Raw genomic sequence first — 21,454 nt, forward strand, 5'->3', positions numbered from 1 at the left:
ACCCCTCATTGATGCCTGTTACTGCTTAACCGTTGCATAAAAAAAGCCCCGCTGAAACGCAATTCAGCGGGGCTTTTTCATGGTCAAAAGTCTTACAGCGATTGCTCATTCACTTTATGATGACGACTGACGTCAACCGGCATCCCCGAACGTACATCCATCACATGCTGCATTAACGCCGCGTCAGTTTGTTCGGCATCTTTGAACGCCTGTAGTGTGCTGTTCAAAACAATAGGCAGAACCTGCGGATCATCGTCAATGTTTTTTGACAGTGGCTGGTGGACTTCGACCAGACGCACGCCACCGGGTTCCACGGAGGCTTTAATTGGCGTGTTAATGATATTGACTTTGGTCCCCGGTGTAACCTGTCGGAACAAGGTCTCAATATCCCCATCACGTAGACGGATACAGCCGGAGCTCACGCGCATTCCGATACCAAAATCGGCGTTAGTGCCGTGCAGCAGATAGACGCCACCATAGGCGGCCAGGCGAATGGCGTGATGACCCATCGGGTTATCCGGCCCGGCAGGGACCACGGCGGGAAGGTCGATCCCTTGCGCTTTATAACGGGCGCGAATATTGGCCGTTGGCGTCCAGGTCGGGTTGGCACGCTTGTCGGATACGGTCGTCACCATCGTCGGGGTCAGCGTATCGCCACCCAGTTGACCAATGCCAATCGGGTAGACGGTGACCACATTTTTCCCGGGTGGATAGTAATAAAGACGCAGTTCCGCCAGATTGATGACAATCCCTTCACGCGGCGCATCCGGGAGCAGCGTTTGCAACGGGATGGTTAACACGCTACCGGCGCGAGGTACGTAAGGGTCCACGCCGGGATTGGCCTGTAACAGCGCGAGAAAACCAACATTGTATTTTTTCGCTATGGCTTCCAGTGAACCGCCGTTGTTTTCCACAACGTGAAACTTATTTTCCCCGACCAGCTTGCTGCCAGGCGGAGGAAGAGGCCAGGTATTCGCCTGCGCGGGAAGTGCAAGCGTTATGCTGACGGCGAGAGCGAAAAACGCCAGCCAACGAGAAAGTCGCATAGTGTTCATTATCATCACAAATCAAAGGGTTATTATGACAGACGTGTCAAATAGTAATTATGGCGGGGCGACGTGTCTTGAAATGCAAGGGAAGTGCAAAGAGTTGTAAAGATCCCGGAACTTGCCTGGTGGCGTTGCGCTTATCAGTCCTGGAGACAGGCATCGGATTGTAGGCCGGATGAGGCGAAGCCGCCATCCGGCACTACACCATCATGCCACGGCGTTTTCTTCCAGTTGCGTCATAAACTGACGCACCCAGTCCATACGGGTTTTCCGCTCAGACAGATCCTGAATGAATTTCAGCCGGGTTGGCCCGTCAAGACGGAAGTGCTGCGGCTGTTTTTGCAGCAGACCAATCAGCCAGCCTGGGTTAACATGATTCTTCTCGGCAAACTCGATGGTACCGCCTTTTTCATTGCCTTCGAGTTTACGAATACCCAGTTTCTGCGCCTGTTGCCGTAGTCGGGCGATATCCAGTAAGTTACGCGCCGGATCGGGCAGCAAACCAAAGCGATCGATCAGCTCGACTTTGATCTCTTCGAGTTCATTCTCGCTTTTCGCACTGGCGATGCGCTTATAGAACGACAGACGGGTATTGACGTCCGGGATAAAATCGTCCGGTAGCAGCGACGGCATACGCAGTTCTACTTCCGTTTGCTGACTGGTGAGATCTTCCAGCGACGGCTCGCGCCCGGCCTTCAGCGCATCGACGGCGTTTTCCAGCAACTCCATGTACAGCGAAAAACCGATAGTTTCCATCGAACCGCTCTGTTCTTCGCCGAGCAATTCACCCGCGCCGCGAATCTCCAGATCGTGCGTCGCCAGCGCAAAGCCCGCACCCAGATCTTCCAGAGAGGCGATGGCTTCCAGTCGTTTTTGTGCGTCGGTGGTCATGGCTTTGGGATGTGGCGTCAACAGCCAGGCATAGGCCTGATGATGCGAACGACCCACACGGCCGCGTAACTGGTGCAACTGCGCCAGGCCAAAGTGATCCGCCCGTTCAATGATAATCGTGTTGGCGGTCGGAATATCGATACCGGTTTCGATTATGGTGGTACAGACCAGAACGTTGAAACGCTGATGATGGAAGTCATTCATCACCCGTTCCAGTTCGCGTTCGCGCATCTGCCCGTGACCAATGGCGATGCGTGCTTCCGGCACCAGCTCCGCCAGCCTGTCAGCGGCTTTCTGGATATTCTCGACATCGTTATAGAGATAGTAGACCTGACCGCCGCGCAGCACTTCACGCAGAATCGCTTCGCGTACCACCAGACTATCGTACTCGCGAACAAAGGTTTTGACCGCCAGGCGACGGGCTGGCGGCGTGGCAATAATCGACAGATCGCGCATGCCGCTCATTGCCATATTCAACGTACGCGGGATCGGGGTGGCGGTCAGCGTCAGAATGTCCACATCGGCGCGCATCGCTTTAATACGTTCTTTATGCCGTACGCCGAAACGGTGCTCTTCATCGACAATCAGCAGTCCCAGATCTTTGAGTTTTACATCGCTTTGCAGCAGCTTGTGTGTGCCGATAAGAATATCGATTTTCCCTTCGGCAACCTGTTCCAGGATCTGCGCCTGCTCTTTGGCGCTGCGGAAACGGGAGAGCATTTCAATGCGCACCGGCCAGTTGGCGAAGCGGTCGCGGAAGTTGTCATAGTGCTGTTGGGCAAGCAGGGTGGTTGGCACCAGAACGGCTACCTGCTTATGGTTTTCCACCGCGAGGAAGGCCGCGCGCATTGCCACTTCGGTTTTACCAAATCCGACATCGCCGCACACCAGTCGATCCATCGCCAGCGGCTGGCACATGTCACTGAGTACCGCGTTGATTGCCTGGGCCTGATCGGGGGTGGTTTCAAACGGGAAGCTGTCGCAGAACAATTGATACTGCTCGCGATCGTGTTTGAAGGCGAAGCCTTGTTTGGCCGCGCGCTGGGCGTAGATATCCAGCAGTTCCGCTGCCACATCGCGGACTTTCTCCGCCGCTTTTTGCCGGGCGCGCGACCAGGCGTCGCCGCCGAGTTTATGCAGCGGCGCATTCTCTTCGGCGCCACCGGCGTAACGACTGATCAGATGCAGAGAAGAGACCGGAACATACAGTTTTGCGTCATTGGCATAGGTGAGCATCAGATACTCGCCTTTGATCCCGCCCGCTTCAAGCGTCGTCATCCCCGCATAGCGTCCAACACCGTGCTCCAGATGCACCACGGGCTGTCCGGGATGTAACTCCGCCAGGTTGCGAATCAATGTGTCCGGGTTAATCGTGCGGCGCGAATCCTGACGGCGTCGTGCCACGCGTTCGCCCAGCAGATCGCTTTCACAAATAAGCGCCCGGTTGCGCTGCGTATCGATAAAACCGTGTTCGGCGGCACCAATCATCAGGTAACGCCCGGCATCCGTCGCTTCCGTCAGACGCATGATCCGTTTCGGCGCGACTTTAATACGGGCGAGCAGTTCACCGAGCGCTTCACGGCGGCCTTCACTTTCCACCGAGAAAATTACCGCTCCGGTAAAGGATTCCAGGAACTTGCGCAGCGCATCAAGAGGGGCTTTTTGTTGCGCCTGTACCGCCAGATCCGGCAATGACTGGAAGCCTAAATTGGTATTCGCCGTTTTGGGAGGAAGGTGGTCTTTTTTGAGCTGTACACGCGGCCAGCGCTTGAGTTCAGAAAAAAGTTCATCGACGCGAAGCCACAGCGATTCCGGCGGTAACAAAGGCCGCATCGGGTCCACGCCCCGGTTTTCGAAACGCGCCAGCGTGTCGGCCTGGAAGCGCTCAGCGCTACTTTCCAGATCGCCGGTATTCACCACCAGCGTGTTCGCCGGGAAATAACTGAACAGCGCTGGCAAGGGTTCGCTGAAAAAGAGCGGCTGCCAGTATTCAATTCCCGCCGGCAATGTCCCTTTACTGACCTGCTGATAGATATGCTCTGCGTCGCGTTTTACTTCAAAGGTGTCACGCCATTGACTGCGGAACAGTTCGATCGCGGTTTTGTCGGTCGGGAATTCATGCGCAGGCAGCAGATTAATCGCATCGACTTCTTCCAGCGTGCGCTGGGTGTCGACGTCAAACAGCCGCAGACTGTCAATTTCATCATCAAAGAAATCGAGTCGGTAAGGCTGTTCGCTGCCCATCGGGTATAAATCGAGCAGCGCGCCACGGGTCGCGTATTCACCATGCTCCATGACCTGATCGACGTGGCGGTAACCCGCGCTGTCAAGCTGGGAGCGCAGCGCATCACGCGACAGGCGCTGACCTTTTTTCATCACCAGCGCATGTCCGTGGAGATAACTGTGCGGGCAGACGCGTTGCATTAGCGTATTGACCGGCACGATCAGTACGCCGCGTTGCATCGACGGTAGCTGATACAGCGTGGAGAGGCGCGAGGAGATAATTTCCTGATGCGGTGAGAAACTGTCGTACGGCAAGGTTTCCCAGTCGGCGAGGTTCATCACCATCTGATCGGTAAACTGACGAATTTCATCGTGCAGACGCAGCGCGTTTTGCATATCGGGGGCTACGAGCACGACGGGGCCGGGGTGGCGTTCGGCAATTTCCGCCACCAGCGTGGCGCAGGCGGCGCCGGTCAATTCACCCAACAGGCGCTGATCGCCCGCTTTTACGGGCAGCGTATAACGTTGTTGTTCAGGCATTCGGTTGTCAGAATCTCTTTTAGGTCGTCTGATAAGCAATGCCCTGTATTATCCGTGATCGTTCTTCATTAGCAAATTGAATCGCCCTCGCAGGAGGGCGAAAGCCTTAACGGGAATAATCAACAGTGAGCGGACGAGAAGGCGGCGAGAAAAGAATATCGCCGAACAGCCCTTTGGAGAGTTTACGCACGCCCAGACCCGACAGCGTACAGATAAGCAGACTGGCAAACGGATAGACCAGTAACAGCGCCAGTTCGAGCTTTGGTGACCAAATGGCGGCATTGATGCGCGGAATCAGCAGCAGACTGAAGGCCTCCACCAGGATGCGATGGGTGGTATAAATTGCGATAGTGTTCGAGCCAATGAGGTTGAGCAGGCTGGATTCATTCATTCCAAAGCGTTGTTCGTACTGATAGAACAGCTTCATAATCAGCACCACGGAAACCAACGACAGTAATAATGAGACGTTAAACAGCCACGCCGTGACAGCCAGAACCAGAGCAGCAGCGCCGGGCAGGGCATAGCGACGAAGCGGCACCTCTTTGATCCACGCCATCAGCGGGACGCCAAACCAGGCGCCAAGGCTGTAATACGGCAGGTTGCGGATCACGCTGTTCATTCCCCACCACGGCGTGGCGACAAAATTGATGGCGACGCTCAACAGCACGAACAGGGCGAACAGCGGCACGGCCCAGCGGCTGAACGTTTTACACACCACAAAATAGACAATCAGCGCGTAGAGATACCACAGACTGGTGCTGGCGGTGAGCATACTGCGCAAGAACTGACCCAGGGAACCGGCGTAGGCGGCATTAGAGGCGTTATTGAGTTCGCGTTCCGGGGCCAGCCAGCCGTTAAGCGCGGTCAGCGCCAGCCACTGCGCGGCTCCCCAGAGCGCCAGCACCCAGAAAATATGCCAGATCCGTTTGTTGGCGCTCTCTTTCCAGCTCACGCTATCGATATAGCGGCGTATTAAATAACCAGAAATAAAGAAAAATACCGGCATCCGAAACGGGGCAAGATAGAGATTAAAGTAAATCCAGCATTTGGACAGCAGTTCAGAAACAGGCAACTGGAAATGGCTCAGATGTGGGTAGAAGGTGATCACCGAGTGATAAATGACCACCAGACAAATACATAACCCTTTGATTTGGTTAATCCATAGTGCTTTCTTTTTCATCAGGACAGCGCGCTCGCGTTATTCAACATAGCCAGTGATCCTGCGGGCCGGGGCGGGCGCTGTAATGCGTAACATTCTGTTTTTGGATTTTTTAAGATAAAGAGCAGGGGACGTACAGCGATTCCTGCGGGAGAGTTTACGCCAACCGATTCAGGGATCTTCACGCTGACGAACACTTACGGTTCAGGCGTTTACCCATGCCGCTTTCGCTTATATACTCGTGACTTTGCTAACAGCAACCAGACGGATTTCATGTACCAACCTGTCGCTCTATTTATTGGCCTGCGTTACATGCGCGGGCGTGCAGCAGATCGCTTCGGTCGCTTCGTCTCCTGGCTTTCCACCATCGGCATTACCCTTGGGGTGATGGCGCTGGTCACGGTTTTGTCAGTGATGAACGGTTTTGAGCGTGAATTGCAAAATAACATTCTGGGTCTGATGCCCCAGGCCATTCTCTCATCTGAGCAAGGCTCTCTGAATCCACAGCAACTGCCGGAAAGCGCCGTGAAGCTTAACGGGGTGAATCGCCTTGCGCCGTTGACCACAGGCGATGTTGTCCTGCAAAGCGCGCGCGGCGTGGCGGTGGGGGTGATGCTGGGTATCGACCCGTCACAAAAAGATCCGCTGACGCCCTATCTGGTCAATGTGAAGCAAACCGATCTCAAGGCAGGTCAGTATAATGTCATCCTGGGTGAACAACTTGCAGGGCAGCTCGGGGTCAATCGTGGCGATCAGATCCGCGTGATGGTGCCTTCTGCCAGCCAGTTCACCCCGATGGGACGACTGCCCAGCCAGCGCTTGTTTACGGTGATTGGCACATTCTCGGCCAACAGTGAAGTTGATGGCTACCAGATGTTGACCAACATTCAGGATGCCTCGCGCCTCATGCGCTACCCGGCCGGAAATATCACCGGCTGGCGGTTGTGGCTGAATGAACCATTGAAAGTAGATTCTCTCAGCCAGCAGACGCTGCCGGAAGGCACTAAATGGCAGGACTGGCGCGAGCGCAAAGGTGAACTGTTCCAGGCCGTGCGGATGGAAAAGAACATGATGGGGCTGCTGTTAAGCCTGATTGTGGCGGTGGCCGCGTTCAATATTATTACCTCGTTAGGTCTGATGGTGATGGAAAAGCAGGGAGAGGTTGCCATATTGCAAACTCAGGGGCTGACGCCGCGACAAATCATGATGGTCTTTATGGTCCAGGGGGCCAGCGCCGGAATTATTGGCGCGCTGCTGGGAGCCGCGCTGGGCGCGTTGCTGGCCAGCCAGTTGAATAACCTGATGCCCATTATCGGTGTGCTGCTGGACGGTGCTGCGCTGCCGGTGGCGATCGAACCCTTGCAGGTGATTGTGATTGCGCTGGTGGCGATGTCCATCGCGTTGCTTTCTACGCTTTATCCTTCATGGCGCGCTGCCGCCACTCAACCCGCTGAGGCTTTACGTTATGAATAAGATCCTGTTGCAATGCGACAAACTGTGCAAACGCTATCAGGAAGGCACTGTGCAAACCGACGTACTGCATGATGTCAGCTTCAGCGTGGGTGAAGGCGAGATGATGGCGATTGTCGGCAGTTCCGGCTCCGGTAAAAGCACATTGTTGCACCTGCTCGGCGGACTAGATACGCCAACCTCAGGCGATGTGATTTTTAGCGGCCAGCCGATGAGCAAGCTGTCGTCGGCGGCAAAAGCGGAATTACGTAACCAGAAACTCGGTTTTATCTATCAGTTTCACCACCTGCTGCCAGATTTTACCGCGCTGGAAAACGTGGCGATGCCTCTGTTGATTGGCAAGAAAAAACCGGCAGAGATAACCGAACGTGCGCGTGAAATGCTGGAGGCGGTTGGGTTAGCGCATCGCGCCAGCCACCGTCCGTCTGAGCTGTCTGGCGGTGAACGCCAACGTGTGGCGATTGCCCGTGCGCTGGTCAATAACCCGCGTCTGGTCCTGGCGGATGAGCCGACCGGTAACCTGGATGCGCGCAACGCCGACAGCATCTTCCAGCTTCTGGGTGAGCTGAACCGCTCGCAGGGCACTGCGTTTCTGGTCGTTACGCACGATCTGCAACTGGCGAAGCGCATGAGCCGCCAACTGGAAATGCGTGACGGACGCCTGACGGCGGAACTGAGCCTGATGGGGGCGGAGTAATGGCGTCGCCTTTATCATTATTAATCGGCCTGCGCTTTAGTCGGGGACGTCGGCGCGGCGGCATGGTGTCGTTGATTTCGGTGATCTCAACTATCGGCATCGCGCTGGGCGTGGCGGTGCTGATAGTGGGTTTAAGCGCCATGAACGGTTTTGAACGCGAACTGAACAATCGCATTCTGGCAGTGGTGCCGCACGGTGAAATTGAGGCCGTCAATCAGCCGTGGACCAACTGGCGTGAGGCGCTGGAGAAAGTGGAAAAGGTGCCGGGGATTACCGCCGCTGCGCCGTACATTAACTTCACCGGGCTGGTGGAAAGCGGAGCGAATCTGCGCGCCATTCAGGTAAAAGGCGTTGATCCGCAGCAGGAACAGCGACTGAGCGCGCTACCCTCATTTGTGCAGAATAATGCCTGGGCCAGTTTTAAGGCGGGTGAACAGCAAATTATTATCGGCAAGGGCGTCGCTGATGCGCTGAAGGTGAAGCAGGGTGACTGGGTGTCCATTATGATCCCCAATGCCAGTGCCGATCATAAGTTGCAGCAGCCGAAGCGTATCCGTCTGCATGTGGCCGGGATCCTGCAGTTAAGCGGCCAACTCGATCATAGCTTCGCGATGATCCCGATGGCGGATGCCCAGCAGTATCTGGAGATGAACAACACGGTCTCCGGCATTGCGTTAAAGGTGAATGACGTTTTCAACGCTAATAAGCTGGTGCGCGACGCGGGCGAAGTGACCAACAGCTATGTCTATATCAAGAGCTGGATTGGCACCTATGGCTACATGTATCGCGATATCCAGATGATCCGAGCCATTATGTACCTGGCGATGGTACTGGTGATCGGTGTTGCATGTTTTAACATTGTTTCAACATTAGTTATGGCGGTAAAAGACAAGAGCGGCGATATTGCGGTATTAAGAACGCTGGGCGCGAAAGATGGTTTAATCCGCGCTATTTTTGTCTGGTACGGCCTGCTGGCGGGCCTGTCAGGCAGTCTGATCGGCGTGGTCATCGGCGTGGTGGTTTCATTGCAACTGACGCCGATTATTAACGGCATAGAAAAGCTGATTGGCCATCAGTTCCTGTCGGGAGATATCTATTTTATCGACTTCCTGCCATCCGAATTGCACTGGCTGGATGTGATTTACGTGCTGGTCACAGCACTGTTGCTGAGTCTGTTGGCAAGTTGGTATCCGGCGCGGCGCGCCAGCAACATTGATCCTGCGAGAGTACTCAGCGGCCAGTAACCATAATTGCGTGAGACACAAGGAGCGGCAATGTACTACGGGTTTGATATTGGTGGGACAAAAATTGCGTTGGGCGTTTTTGACAGCGAACGGAAGCTGCAGTGGGAAACGCGAGTCCCTACGCCGCGTGACGGTTACGACGCCTTTTTAGAGGCGGTGTGCAGTCTGGTGGCACAAGCCGACCAGCGATTTGGCGTCAAAGGCTCGGTAGGTATTGGTATCCCTGGAATGCCGGAAACCGAAGATGGCACGCTGTACGCCGCGAATGTCCCTGCTGCCAGTGGCAAACCCCTGCGTGCCGATCTCAGCGCACGGCTTGACCGTGACGTCCGCCTTGATAACGATGCAAACTGTTTTGCCCTTTCCGAAGCCTGGGATGATGAGTTCACCCAGTATCCGCTGGTCATGGGGCTTATTCTTGGCACGGGCGTAGGCGGTGGTCTTATCCTCAACGGTAAACCGATCACCGGGCGCAGCTATATTACCGGTGAGTTTGGTCATATGCGCCTGCCGGTAGATGCACTCACCCTGATGGGGTTTGATTTCCCGTTACGTCGTTGTGGCTGCGGTCAGCTTGGCTGCATTGAAAACTATCTGTCTGGTCGCGGATTTGCCTGGTTATATGAGTATTACTATCATCAACCGCTACAGGCGCCTGAAATTATTGCATTGTGGGAGCAGGGTGATGAGCAGGCGCGGGCGCACGTTGAGCGTTATCTGGATTTGCTGGCGGTGTGTCTGGGGAATATCCTGACTATCGTCGATCCTGACCTGGTTGTTATTGGCGGTGGCCTGTCGAATTTTACGGCTATCACCACGCATCTGGCCCAGAGATTGCCACGCCATCTGCTTCCCGTGGCGCGTGTGCCTCGCATTGAGCGTGCACGACATGGCGATGCCGGTGGGATGCGTGGTGCCGCATTCTTACATCTTACCGATTAATCAAAAGAGGTTGCTATGCTCTCGCGTCGGGGTCATCGGTTAAGTCGATTTCGGAAAAATAAGCGCCATCTACGCGAACGCCTGCGTCAACGGATCTTTTTCAGAGACAGAGTGGTACCGGAAGTGATGGAAAAACCAAGAGTATTGGTACTTACAGGAGCAGGGATCTCTGCGGAATCGGGGATTCGTACTTTTCGCGCCGCAGATGGACTGTGGGAAGAACATCGGGTGGAAGATGTGGCAACGCCGGAAGGCTTCGCCCGTAATCCCAGACTGGTGCAATCCTTTTATAATGCCCGCCGTCGGCAGTTACAGCAGCCTGAAATTCAACCCAACCCGGCGCACATTGCGCTGGCGAAACTGGAAGAAGCGTTAGGCGACCATTTCCTGCTGGTCACGCAGAATATCGATAATCTCCACGAGCGGACCGGGAATCAGAACATCATTCACATGCATGGCGAACTACTGAAGGTGCGCTGTTCACAGAGCGGGCAAATTCTGGAGTGGACCGGCGATGTGACGCCAGAAGACAAATGCCACTGCTGCCAGTTCCCGGCGCCGCTGCGACCGCACGTCGTTTGGTTTGGTGAAATGCCGCTCGGTATGGATGAGATCTACATGGCGCTCGCCATGGCGGATGTTTTTATTGCGATTGGCACCTCCGGGCACGTCTATCCGGCCGCCGGTTTTGTCCATGAAGCAAAGCTGCACGGCGCGCACACGGTGGAGCTCAATCTGGAGCCGAGCCAGGTCGGTAGTGAGTTTGAAGAAAAATATTACGGTCCGGCAAGTCAGGTAGTCCCTGAGTTTGTGGAGAAGTTATTGAAAGGACTGTGATGTGGATGTTTGCCGGGTGGCGGCTTTGCCTTACCCGGCCTACAGATGAACGGCTTGCAGGCCGGATAAGCGCAGCGTTATCCGGCTGAGTACTGAATCAGCGTCCTGCTTTCAGCTTCTGGTAATACTCTTCGTAAATCGTACTGGCCGCGCCAACGTCGTTTTGCCACTCCCCTTTGCTGATGGCTTCTGCATCCGGGTAAAGCGATTTGTCGTTTGCCACTTCCGGGCTTAACAGCTTACGTGCCGCCAGGTTCGGTGTCGGGTAACCGATGGTTTCCGCCACTTCTTTCGCCACGTCCGGACGCAGCAGGAAGTTAATTAACTTCAGCGCGCCTTCTTTGTTTTTGGCATTTGCCGGAATCGCAAGGCTGTCCATCCAGAAGATCCCGCCTTCTTTCGGCCAGACAACTTCCAGCGGCGTTCCCGCCTCACGCGCCACGAATGCCGAGCCGTTCCATACCATGCCCAGGTTCACTTCGCCTTCCATATACGGGTTTGCCGGGTTGTCGGAGTTAAACGCCGCCACGTTTGGCATCAGCTTTTTCAGTTCGTTATAGGCGGCTTCAATCTCTTTGGGATTGGTGGTATTGCCGGAATAGCCCAGTTTACGCAGCGCTATCTGGAACACTTCACGCGCGTCGTCGGTCAGCAGCAGGCTGCCTTTGTATTCTGGTTTCCACAGGTCGGCCCAACTGGTGACCGTTTTCGGGTCGATGCTGTCGCTGTTGACGCCGATGGCTGTTGCACCCCAGATGTACGGAATGGAATAGTCATTATTCGGGTCAAATGGCTTGTTCAGCATGTCAGGATCGAGATTGCTGAAGTTGGTCAACTTCGACTTGTCGATCTTCTGAATCATGCCTTCTTTACGCATTTTGTCGACATAATAGGTTGATGGCACCACCAGATCGTAAGCGCCGTCTTTGTAAGTCTTGAGCTTGGCGTACATGGTTTCGTTCGACTCGTAGGTCGAATAGATAACCTTAATTCCGGTCTCTTTAGTGAACTGTTCCAGCAGTCCTGGCGGAACATACTCAGTCCAGTTGTAGAAGTAGAGTGTCTTACTGTCGTCCGCGTGCGCAGCGCTCATGCCAAGTGCGAGAGCGCCTGCTGCGAGCAGGTGGCGTGACAATTTTTTCATTTAACGTCCCCTGAGTATTGAACCTTAACGGCTCCGGGTTTTATCACGAGCAATCAACTGGCTGGCAATCACCATCACCAGCGACAGCACCAATAAAATGGTCGCCAGCGCGTTCACTTCCGGAGAGACGCCGACCTTGACCATCGAATAAATTTTTAACGGTAGAATTTCGTAGCCGGGCCCGGTGACGAACGACGAGACAACCACATCATCCATCGACAGGGTAAAGCTCAGCAACCAGCCTGCCGCGACCGCAGGCATCGCCAGCGGCAGAATGATTTTGCGCAGGATGGTGACCTCGCTGGCGCCTAAATCTTTCGCCGCTTCCAGCATGCGTACGTCAAACCCTTTCAGGCGAGAATAGACCGTGACCACCACGAACGGTAAGCAGAACGTGATATGCGAAAACAGCAACGACCAGAAACCTAACTGGATCCCTAACAGCATAAACAGCACCAGCAGGGAGATAGCCATCACGATATCCGGTGACATCATCACCACGAACAGCATACCGCTGACAAACGGCTTACCACGAAAACGGTAGCGGTAGAGCGCCACTGCGGTTAGCGAACCGATCAACGTGGCAAATGTCGCGGAAAAAATCGCCATTGTCAGCGAGTGCTGTGCGGCCTGGAGCAGGCTGTCGTTGTTCATCAGCAGGCCATACCATTTGGTGGTAAAACCTTGCCAGTTGATGCCAAAGCGAGAGCTATTAAAGGAGTTCACAATCAAAATAATGATTGGAATATACAGGTACGCGTAGATTGCGGTCATAAAGCCGCCGCGCAGCAGTCGACCGATCATTCGAGTTCCACCTTCTTGTTCAGCAAACGGGAGGCACGCCAGTAAACCAGCAGCATCAGGCCCATCACGATAGTCAGCGTAATGCTGGTTGCGGCACCAAACGGCCAGTCGCGGATGTTCAGGAACTGAACTTTGATAACATTACCAATCAGCAGGTTTTTCGCGCCGCCCATCAGGTCGGAGACGTAGAACAGCCCCATTGCGGGCAGCATCACCAGCAGACAACCAGCAATAATGCCTGGCATGGTCAGAGGGATGATGATCCGGATAAAGGTTTGCAACTTGCTGGCGCCCAGATCTCTGGCCGCTTCCAGTAACGGTCTGTCGAGTTTCTCTATGCTGGAGTAGAGCGGCATCACCATAAACGGCAGCAGGATATACACCAGACCGATAATCACCGCGCCCGGTGTAAACATGATGCGCATCGGCGTATCGATAATGCCCAGCCACAGCAGGAATTCGTTCAGATAGCCTTTGGTGCTGAGAAAGATTTTCAGCCCATAAATGCGGATCAGCGAGTTGGTCCAGAAGGGGACAATCAGCAGAAAAAGCAAGAGCGGACGAACCTTTTGCGGCAGTTTTGCCAGAAACCAGGCAAAAGGATAGCCAAGCACCAGGCAGGCAAGGGTGGCGATCAGCGCCATATTCAGCGAGTGCAATAACACTTCAAAATAGAGCGGATCGAGCAGGCGTGTGTAATTGTCCAGCGTAAAGACCATTTTGACGAAGCTGGCATCGTCGCGGGTCAAAAAGCTGGTGCCAATAATCATCAGGTTGGGCAGAAAGACAAACAACACAAGCCAACCGACGATAGTGATGATCACCACATTCTGGAATTTACTTGTGTTCTTCATCAGCCAGTACGACCTCCCAGCTTTCTACCCAGTTAATGGCCATTTTCTGATCGAGTGAGTGGTCAAAGTCCGGATCGTCTTCGTTGAAGAATTCGCTGACCATCACCATCTTGCCATTTTCCAGTTCAACCACTGACTCCAGCGTCATGCCTTTATAGTTGCGTTCACGAACGTAGCCAATCAGGCCATCAATGTGGTTGTCGTCATTGATTTCATCCACGCGCAGATCTTCCGGGCGCAGCAGGACGTGTAGTTTTTGTCCCGGTTCTACGGCGAAATTGACGTAGATATTGCATTCGCGGCCTTCCACGTCGGCGCGAACCCGCTGCTCGTCCAGACGTTCAATCACCGTGGCATTAAACATGTTGATTTCGCCAATGAACCCGGCGACGAACAGATTTTTCGGCTCTTCGTAGATTTCACGCGGCGTGCCGTCTTGTTCAATACGTCCATCGCGCATGACCACGATGCGATCGGACATGGTCAGGGCTTCTTCCTGATCGTGCGTCACAAATACAAAGGTGATGCCGAGCTTACGCTGCAAGGCTTTCAGTTCGTTTTGCATCTGCTTTCGCAGCTTATAGTCCAGCGCGGAGAGGGATTCATCTAACAGGAGCAGTCGCGGTTTGTTGACCACCGCGCGGGCAATCGCCACACGCTGCTGTTGCCCGCCGGAGAGCTGGTGCGGTTTACGCTGGGCAAACTCTTCCAGTTGTACCATGCGCAGCGCTTCCAGCACGCGTGGGGTGATATCGGCAGCGGGGGTTTTCTGCATGCGCAATCCGAACGCCACATTTTCAAATACCGTCATGTGGGGGAATAAGGCATAACTTTGGAAGACGGTGTTCACATAGCGATTTTCTGCCGGAACGTCGGTGATATCCTGGTTATCCAGCATGATATGCCCGGAATCTACCGTTTCCAGACCGGCAATCAGGCGCAGAACGGTTGTTTTACCGCAGCCAGAAGGGCCAAGCAGCGTGAGGAACTCGCCATTATTGATGGTCAAATCCAGTTGGGAAATGACCTCTTTGCCATCGAAGCTTTTGCTGATACCTGACAAATGCACCAGCGGTGAAAGCGAACGCGGTTGTTTATTCAATTTTTTACTCTGTCCCTTGTAAACGCAGCGGATGGCTGACCGATGCGGGGTTTGTGTTGACCACCTTGGTGACTCGTAATGAGGGCGGTCATTCTACGGCAAACCATTGTAATCGCCAATGCTTGTTGCCAATAACTGACGTCGTTCTATAGTCACCAGGGGGGCGGAAGCGAAATATTCTCGTTTGCGGGGATAAAAGTGACCTGACGCAATATTTGTCTTTTGTGGCTTACTGATAATGTTGTCACAAATAGTGAGGGTGACTGCATGGATAAACTACTTGAGCGTTTTCTACACTACGTTTCATTGGATACCCAATCGAAATCGGGTGTGAGACAGGTTCCCAGTACCGAGGGACAGTGGAAGTTATTAAATCTGCTCAAACAGCAGCTCGAAGAAATGGAGCTGGTCAATGTGACGTTAAGTGACAAAGGGACGTTGATGGCGACGTTGCCAGCGAATATCCCTGGCGATATCCCTGCTATCGGTTTCATTTCCCATGTGGATACCTCACCGGACTTTAGCGGTAAGCATGTTAACCCGCAAATTGTGGAAAACTATCGCGGTGGCGATATCGCGCTTGGCATTGGCGACGAAGTGCTGTCGCCGGTAATGTTTCCGGTGCTGCATCAGTTGCTCGGACAAACGCTGATTACCACCGATGGCAAAACGCTGTTGGGCGCGGATGATAAAGCGGGTGTGGCGGAGATCATGACCGCGCTGGCGGTACTGAAACATAACAATATCCCGCATGGCGATATTCGCGTCGCTTTTACCCCAGATGAAGAGGTCGGAAAAGGGGCGAAACACTTTGATGTCGCCGCCTTTGATGCCAGATGGGCCTATACCGTGGATGGCGGTGGCGTGGGAGAGCTGGAGTTTGAGAACTTCAATGCTGCCTCGGTGAATATCAAAATCGTCGGCAACAACGTTCACCCCGGTACTGCGAAAGGGGTGATGGTCAACGCATTGTCGCTGGCGGCTCGCATTCATAGCGAAGTCCCGGCGGATGAAAGCCCGGAAATGACCAACGGCTATGACGGCTTCTATCATCTGGCGAGCATGAAAGGCTCGGTGGATCGTGCGGATATGCACTACATCATCCGCGATTTCGACCGTAAGCAGTTTGAAGCGCGTAAACGTAAGATGATGGAGATCGCCAAAAAAGTCGGCAAGGGGTTGCACCCGGATTGCTACATTGAACTGGTGATCGAAGACAGCTATTACAATATGCGTGAGAAGGTGGTTGAGCATCCGCATATTCTGGAGATCGCCCAGCAGGCGATGCGTGACTGCGATATCGAACCGGATATGAAGCCGATTCGCGGCGGCACAGACGGCGCCCAACTTTCGTTCATGGGATTACCCTGCCCAAATCTGTTCACTGGCGGTTATAACTATCATGGCAAGCATGAGTTTGTGACGCTGGAAGGCATGGAGAAAGCGGTGCAGGTGATTGTGCGGATTGCCGAGTTAACGGCGAAGCAGTCGAAGCGTGGTTGATGCCGGATGGCGCGACGCTTATCCGGCCTACAGGACATGTGAACCGTAGGCCGGATAAGACGCGTTAGCGCCGCCATCCGGCATATTTTATTTTACCCTTCGAAGAACCAGTACCCGCTGTTGACCAGTGCCGCCAGCATGGCGAGGAATGATGGATCTTCCAGCGCATCGCCAAAGTTTTCGGCCGTCAGGACGATGTGGCTGGCAAGCGCTTCCAGCGCCGGACGATGCGGAGAATCAATTCTCTCGCCGTTAGCATAAACCTCATCACCCACGCGCAGAACCCGTAATCCGCCCAGACGCACCAGCACATCGCCTTGCTTCAGGGCATCATAGATCTCATCAGGCTGGTACGGCGGTTCCGGCGGCGCGATATCCAGCTCATGACGTGACTGAGAAATAAACTCGCCAAACCACTGTCTGAAATGCTCCGGCTGATTAATCAGATCCAGCATCATGGCGCGCAGTTTGTCCATCTCCTGCGGCAGGACGTCAGCAGGATGCTCACGAGGTGGCATATCCGGGTCGCTGTAATACGTGCTGCCCAGTTCGCGTTGCAACACGTAGTCGGCAAAGCCGCTAATCAGTTCACGGGTATTTGGCGCGCGGAACCCGACGGAATAGTTCATCGCGTTTTCCAGCGCATAACCCTCGTGCGGGAATCCAGGTGGAATATAGAGAATATCGCCCGGCTCCAGCTCTTCATCGATGATGGCTTCAAACGGATCGACCTGAAGCAGATCCGGATGCGGGCAGTGCTGTTTCATTTGCAGCTTTTCGCCCACGCGCCAGCGGCGACGCCCGGTTCCCTGAATAATAAACACATCATACTGATCGAGATGGGGACCCACGCCGCCGCCGGGTACAGAGAAAGAGATCATCAGATCGTCAATGCGCCAGTCGGGTAACGCGCGAAAAGGGCGCATCAGTGCGGCGGCCGGTTCGTGCCAGTGGTTTACGGCCTGGACCAGTAAGGACCAGTTGTTCTCGCCAAGATGGTCATAGCTTTCGAAGGGACCGTGGCTGACCTGCCACTTGCCATCCTGATGGCTGACCAGACGGCTATCCACTTCGCTTTCCATCGCCAGACCCGCCAGTTCGTCAGGGGAGAGGGGATCGATGAAGTTATTAAAGCCGCGCTTTAACACCACCGGGCGTTTTTGCCAGTGACGTTCAAGAAAGTCGGGCCAGTTCAGAGTTAATTGGTATTCCATATTGAGCTTCCACAGGCTGGGGCGGGTTTCTGTCACCGATTATAACGGATGCGTAACCCAATGCGCGCAGTTGGCTCATATTTATTACATCTCGGTTTAGTCGTCTTTCTGTCCCGGATGCTGATGACCGAATATCACTTCCATTCGCGCGCCGCCGAGCAGGCTGTCATCGGCGATAATCTTGCCGTCGTATTGTTCTGTGATTTCGCGTGCCACCGCCAGCCCGACGCCTTGTCCAGGACGTAGCGTGTCCGCGCGTTGACCGCGATCGAAGATGAGATCGCGTTTGCTTTGTGGAATTCCCGGACCGTCATCCTCCACCACGATGTGCAGATGATAGTCAGTCTGGCGGGCAGAAATTTCGACAAATTCCAGACAGTACTTACAGGCATTATCCAGCACGTTGCCCATCACTTCGACAAAGTCGTTCTGCTCGCCAACGAAGCTGATTTCCGGCGAAATATCGAGGCTAATATTCACCCCTTTGCGTTGATAGACTTTGTTCAGTGCCGACGTGAGTTTGTCCAGCAGCGGGGCGACCGGATGCAGTTCCCGGCTTAGCAAGACACCGCCTCCGCGCATACTGGCGCGGTGCAGGTAATAACCAATTTGTTGGGAGATCCGGCTGATCTGCTCAAGCATGATAGGCTCAGCATCGCTGACGTCCATCTTCTCACTGCGCATTGAGCGTAGCGTACTTTGCAGGACGGCCAGCGGGGTTTTCAGGCTGTGAGTGAGATCGGTCAGCGTTGTGCGGTATTTGTCATAACGTTCGCGTTCGCTTTTTAGCAGACGGTTCAGGTTGCGCACCAGACTGGTCAGTTCGCGCGTGGTTTCAGGATTAAGCTGTTCCCGGTGATGTTCTTCCAGTTCCCGCACTTCGCGCGCCAGCGCTTCAATAGGACGCAGGCTCCACCAGGCCGCGACCCACAGCAGAGGGATAACCAGCAACAGGTTTGCTGCCAGCACATAAATAAACCAGCTCCAGACCATATACGAGCGTTTAAGCTCTATCGGAATGGTATCGACCACCACAATCGTCAGTTGCGGCATACGGGCGGTTGCCGGATAGACATTTACGGCGACGGAGTGGGTCATTTCCGCGTCATCATCATCTTCCCGGACTTCTTTCAGTTGCTCCTGAACTGAGTGATCTTCATTTAACAACATACTGGTGGCATCAATATCGGCTTCTATTTCGTGGAAACCGTTACTTTTCAGCCACTCAGGATCGATGAGTTTCACCAGCCAGGGCACATTGCGCTGCGCCCACAGTAATTTGCCTTTTTCATCGTAGATCAGCGACATCGTGGGACTTTGCATGTCGAGATGTTCCGGCAGCTCGACGTGGATCTTGTTGTCTTCCCATTTGGCGAGGGTATAGAAGAGGTTGCTCTCACCGCGGAGCAGGCGGAATGTGGTCTTATCAAAGCTCACGCTATAGCCGACCAGTGCGACCATACCGTAAGCCAGCGAGAGCACCAGCACAACACCTGCGGTGGCCAGCAGAAAGCGCAGGCGCAGAGACAGCGGAAAAAGATGACGCAACAGTTTATTCATTAGCGCAGTTCGAAGAGATATCCCTGACCGCGAACGGTGGTGATGACTTCATTGGGATATTGCGCCTGGATTTTTTTCCGCAGGCGTCCCATCAGAACGTCAATGGTATGGCTTTCACGCAGCTCGGCATCCGGATAGAGCTGTAACATTAATGAGTCTTTGCTGACCACTTTGCCGTTGTTGCGGATCAGCGTTTCCATAATGGTGTATTCAAAGGCGGTCAGTTTGATGACCTCATCGTTCACTGAGAGTTCACGACGCGAGAGATCGACCTGGAAAGGGGGAATCGAGATAATTTGCGAAGCATGGCCGCTATTACGGCGCATCAGCGCCTGCATACGGGCCGCGACTTCCTCAATATGAAACGGTTTGGTGACATAGTCATCCGCGCCTGCGCTTAACACTTCCACTTTGTCCTGCCAGCCTTCACGCGCGGTCAGCACCAGCACCGGGAGAGAGACATCGTTACTTCGCCAGCGGCGGATCAATGACAGCCCGTCTTCATCCGGCAGACCTAAATCGACGATGGCGATATCAGGCAGGTGTTCGTTAAGGTAATAATCGGCCTCTTTGGCATCTTCAGCATCATCAACCTGATGTCCTGCATCCTGAAGCTGCACCTTAAGGTGGTGACGTAATAACGCATTATCCTCAACAACCAGTACGCGCATCATCTTTTCTCCCTAAATCATCGGTATGAATAGTGTAATCCTGATTATGGCGTTATGGGGATAAACATTTAATAAACCGGGGAAAGGGGGAGGGAAATACCGTATCCGGCCTACAAACTGCACTCGTAGCACTTGTAGGCCGGATAGGCGTTAGCGCCATCCGGCGCAGGCATTGTGATTACTTCAGTTCGTCCACCATGGTGATGGCGCGACCAATATAGTTGGCTGGCGTCATCGCTTTCAGGCGCGTTTTTTCGTCTTCCGGTAATGCCAGACCATCGATAAACTGCTTCATGCCTTCGGCGTCAACGCGCTTACCGCGGGTCAGCTCTTTCAGCTTCTCGTATGGTTTTTCAATACCGTAGCGGCGCATTACCGTCTGAATCGGCTCTGCCAGCACTTCCCAGTTGTGATCCAGCTCGTCCAGCAGGCGATCGCGGTTCACTTCCAGCTTGCTCACACCTTTCAGCGTTGACTGGTAGGCGATCAGCGCATAGCCGATCCCTACGCCCAGATTGCGCAGAACGGTAGAGTCGGTCAGGTCGCGCTGCCAGCGGGAAACGGGCAGTTTGCTTGCCAGATGCTGGAGAACGGCGTTGGACAGGCCCAGGTTGCCCTCGGAGTTTTCAAAGTCGATCGGGTTCACTTTGTGCGGCATGGTGGACGAACCAATTTCGCCCGCGATGGTTTTCTGTTTGAAATGGTTCAGGGCAATGTAACCCCAGACGTCACGATCGAAGTCGATCAGAATGGTGTTAAAGCGGGCGATACAGTCAAACAGTTCGGCGATGTAGTCGTGCGGCTCAATCTGCGTGGTGTACGGGTTCCACTGAATACCCAGCGATGTAACAAATTCCTCGCTGAACTGATGCCAGTCAACGAACGGGTATGCGGCGATGTGTGCGTTATAGTTCCCGACGGCGCCGTTGATTTTGCCGAGGATCTCCACCTGGTTAAGCTGACGGAACTGACGCTCCATACGGTACGCCACGTTTGCCATCTCTTTACCGATGGTTGACGGGGTTGCGGGCTGACCGTGCGTGCGGGAGAGCAGCGGAATATCGCGATACTGCACCGCCAGATCTTTAATGCCATCAATCAGTTGACGCCAGTACGGCAGGATCACCTCATCACGCGCGGTTTTCAGCATCAGCGCGTGAGACAGGTTATTGATGTCTTCAGAAGTACAGGCGAAGTGAATGAATTCGGAGACGGCATGGAGTTCCGGGATATCAGCCACTTTCTCTTTCAGGAAATACTCAACGGCCTTGACGTCATGGTTAGTGGTGCGCTCGATGGTTTTGATACGTGCGGCATCTTCTTCATTGAAGTTGGCAACGATAGTATCGAGGAAACCGTTTGCGTCGGCAGCAAAAGCAGGAACTTCCTTGATCGCTGCGTGCGCGGCCAGTTTTTGCAGCCAGCGTACTTCTACCTGTACACGGAATTTCAGCAAACCGTATTCGCTGAAAATCCCGCGCAGCGCGCTGACTTTATCGCCGTAGCGTCCATCGACAGGGGAAACGGCGGTCAGTGAGGATAATTCCATA

At 54.1% G+C, this 21,454-nt stretch carries 17 protein-coding genes; 6 read left to right on the forward strand and 11 right to left on the reverse strand.

The annotated features are described in order from the left end of the window. Positions 1–92: 92 nt before the first annotated feature. The 3 genes from ldtC to WB371_RS18185 all read right to left on the reverse strand — a co-directional run bounded on the left by ldtC (position 93) and on the right by WB371_RS18185 (position 5,883). Positions 93–1,058, reverse strand: a complete 966-nt coding sequence (gene ldtC / locus WB371_RS18175) for a L,D-transpeptidase LdtC (RefSeq protein WP_336221472.1) — start codon at positions 1,056–1,058, stop codon at positions 93–95. Between the two features lie 198 nt (positions 1,059–1,256). Beyond that, on the reverse strand, positions 1,257–4,703 hold the full coding sequence (mfd, locus tag WB371_RS18180) for a transcription-repair coupling factor (RefSeq protein WP_336221433.1): 3,447 nt from the start codon (positions 4,701–4,703) through the stop codon (positions 1,257–1,259). 106 nt (positions 4,704–4,809) lie between these two features. Then, a complete protein-coding gene (locus tag WB371_RS18185) occupies positions 4,810–5,883 on the reverse strand; it encodes an acyltransferase family protein (RefSeq protein ID WP_336221434.1) in 1,074 nt (357 codons plus the stop codon). A 252-nt stretch (positions 5,884–6,135) separates the two neighbouring features. Here WB371_RS18185 and lolC point away from each other — a divergent pair, with 252 nt between their 5' ends. From lolC to cobB, 5 genes are read left to right on the forward strand one after another with little or no spacing between them, the layout of a single operon-like run. Further along, positions 6,136–7,335, forward strand: a complete 1,200-nt coding sequence (gene lolC / locus WB371_RS18190) for a lipoprotein-releasing ABC transporter permease subunit LolC (RefSeq protein ID WP_336221435.1) — start codon at positions 6,136–6,138, stop codon at positions 7,333–7,335. Beyond that, entirely contained in the window at positions 7,328–8,029 is a 702-nt protein-coding gene (gene lolD / locus WB371_RS18195; protein WP_336221436.1) for a lipoprotein-releasing ABC transporter ATP-binding protein LolD, read from the forward strand. The genes lolC and lolD overlap by 8 nt, the downstream gene beginning before the upstream one ends. After that, entirely contained in the window at positions 8,029–9,273 is a 1,245-nt protein-coding gene (lolE, locus tag WB371_RS18200; protein WP_336221437.1) for a lipoprotein-releasing ABC transporter permease subunit LolE, read from the forward strand. The genes lolD and lolE overlap by 1 nt, the downstream gene beginning before the upstream one ends. 30 nt (positions 9,274–9,303) lie before the next feature. After that, the gene (nagK, locus tag WB371_RS18205) at positions 9,304–10,215 is read left to right on the forward strand and encodes an N-acetylglucosamine kinase (protein WP_336221438.1); all 912 of its coding nucleotides are present in this window, start codon (positions 9,304–9,306) and stop codon (positions 10,213–10,215) included. Between the two features lie 15 nt (positions 10,216–10,230). Beyond that, positions 10,231–11,052, forward strand: coding sequence for a Sir2 family NAD+-dependent deacetylase (gene cobB / locus WB371_RS18210; protein WP_336221439.1), 822 nt, complete (start codon positions 10,231–10,233; stop codon positions 11,050–11,052). Between the two features lie 97 nt (positions 11,053–11,149). Here the strand turns inward: cobB and potD are convergent, their stop codons facing one another. Genes potD through potA form a run of 4 tightly spaced genes read right to left on the reverse strand, consistent with a single transcriptional unit; the run spans position 11,150 to position 14,989 of the window. Continuing rightward, entirely contained in the window at positions 11,150–12,196 is a 1,047-nt protein-coding gene (gene potD / locus WB371_RS18215) for a spermidine/putrescine ABC transporter substrate-binding protein PotD (RefSeq protein ID WP_336221440.1), read from the reverse strand. Positions 12,197–12,220: 24 nt separating this feature from the next. After that, entirely contained in the window at positions 12,221–13,000 is a 780-nt protein-coding gene (potC, locus tag WB371_RS18220) for a spermidine/putrescine ABC transporter permease PotC (RefSeq protein WP_336221441.1), read from the reverse strand. Continuing rightward, a complete protein-coding gene (gene potB, locus WB371_RS18225; RefSeq protein WP_336221442.1) occupies positions 12,997–13,854 on the reverse strand; it encodes a spermidine/putrescine ABC transporter permease PotB in 858 nt (285 codons plus the stop codon). Before potB ends, potC begins: the two co-directional genes overlap by 4 nt. Then, positions 13,838–14,989 carry a spermidine/putrescine ABC transporter ATP-binding protein PotA gene (potA, locus tag WB371_RS18230; protein WP_336221473.1) on the reverse strand — a complete coding sequence of 384 codons (1,152 nt, stop codon included), beginning with the start codon at positions 14,987–14,989 and terminating at the stop codon, positions 13,838–13,840. Before potA ends, potB begins: the two co-directional genes overlap by 17 nt. 234 nt (positions 14,990–15,223) lie before the next feature. Here potA and pepT point away from each other — a divergent pair, with 234 nt between their 5' ends. Then, positions 15,224–16,459: a peptidase T gene (pepT, locus tag WB371_RS18235; protein WP_336221443.1), complete on the forward strand. Its 1,236-nt coding sequence runs from the start codon at positions 15,224–15,226 to the stop codon at positions 16,457–16,459. 92 nt (positions 16,460–16,551) lie between these two features. Here pepT and roxA read toward each other — a convergent pair whose 3' ends face one another. The 4 genes from roxA to purB form a co-directional block, all read right to left on the reverse strand. Beyond that, a complete protein-coding gene (gene roxA, locus WB371_RS18240) occupies positions 16,552–17,673 on the reverse strand; it encodes a [50S ribosomal protein L16]-arginine 3-hydroxylase (RefSeq protein ID WP_336221444.1) in 1,122 nt (373 codons plus the stop codon). A 96-nt stretch (positions 17,674–17,769) separates the two neighbouring features. Beyond that, complete coding sequence (phoQ, locus tag WB371_RS18245; RefSeq protein ID WP_336221445.1) at positions 17,770–19,233, reverse strand: two-component system sensor histidine kinase PhoQ; 1,464 nt, start codon at positions 19,231–19,233, stop codon at positions 17,770–17,772. Next, positions 19,233–19,904 (reverse strand): two-component system response regulator PhoP, encoded by a 672-nt coding sequence (gene phoP / locus WB371_RS18250; protein WP_336221474.1) that lies wholly within the window; start codon positions 19,902–19,904, stop codon positions 19,233–19,235. Before phoP ends, phoQ begins: the two co-directional genes overlap by 1 nt. Before the next feature lie 178 nt (positions 19,905–20,082). Continuing rightward, the gene (gene purB, locus WB371_RS18255; protein WP_336221446.1) at positions 20,083–21,453 is read right to left on the reverse strand and encodes an adenylosuccinate lyase; all 1,371 of its coding nucleotides are present in this window, start codon (positions 21,451–21,453) and stop codon (positions 20,083–20,085) included. Position 21,454 lies beyond the last annotated feature (1 nt).

This window comes from Citrobacter amalonaticus (genome assembly GCF_037053465.1).
Lineage (GTDB): Bacteria > Pseudomonadota > Gammaproteobacteria > Enterobacterales > Enterobacteriaceae > Citrobacter_A > Citrobacter_A amalonaticus_H.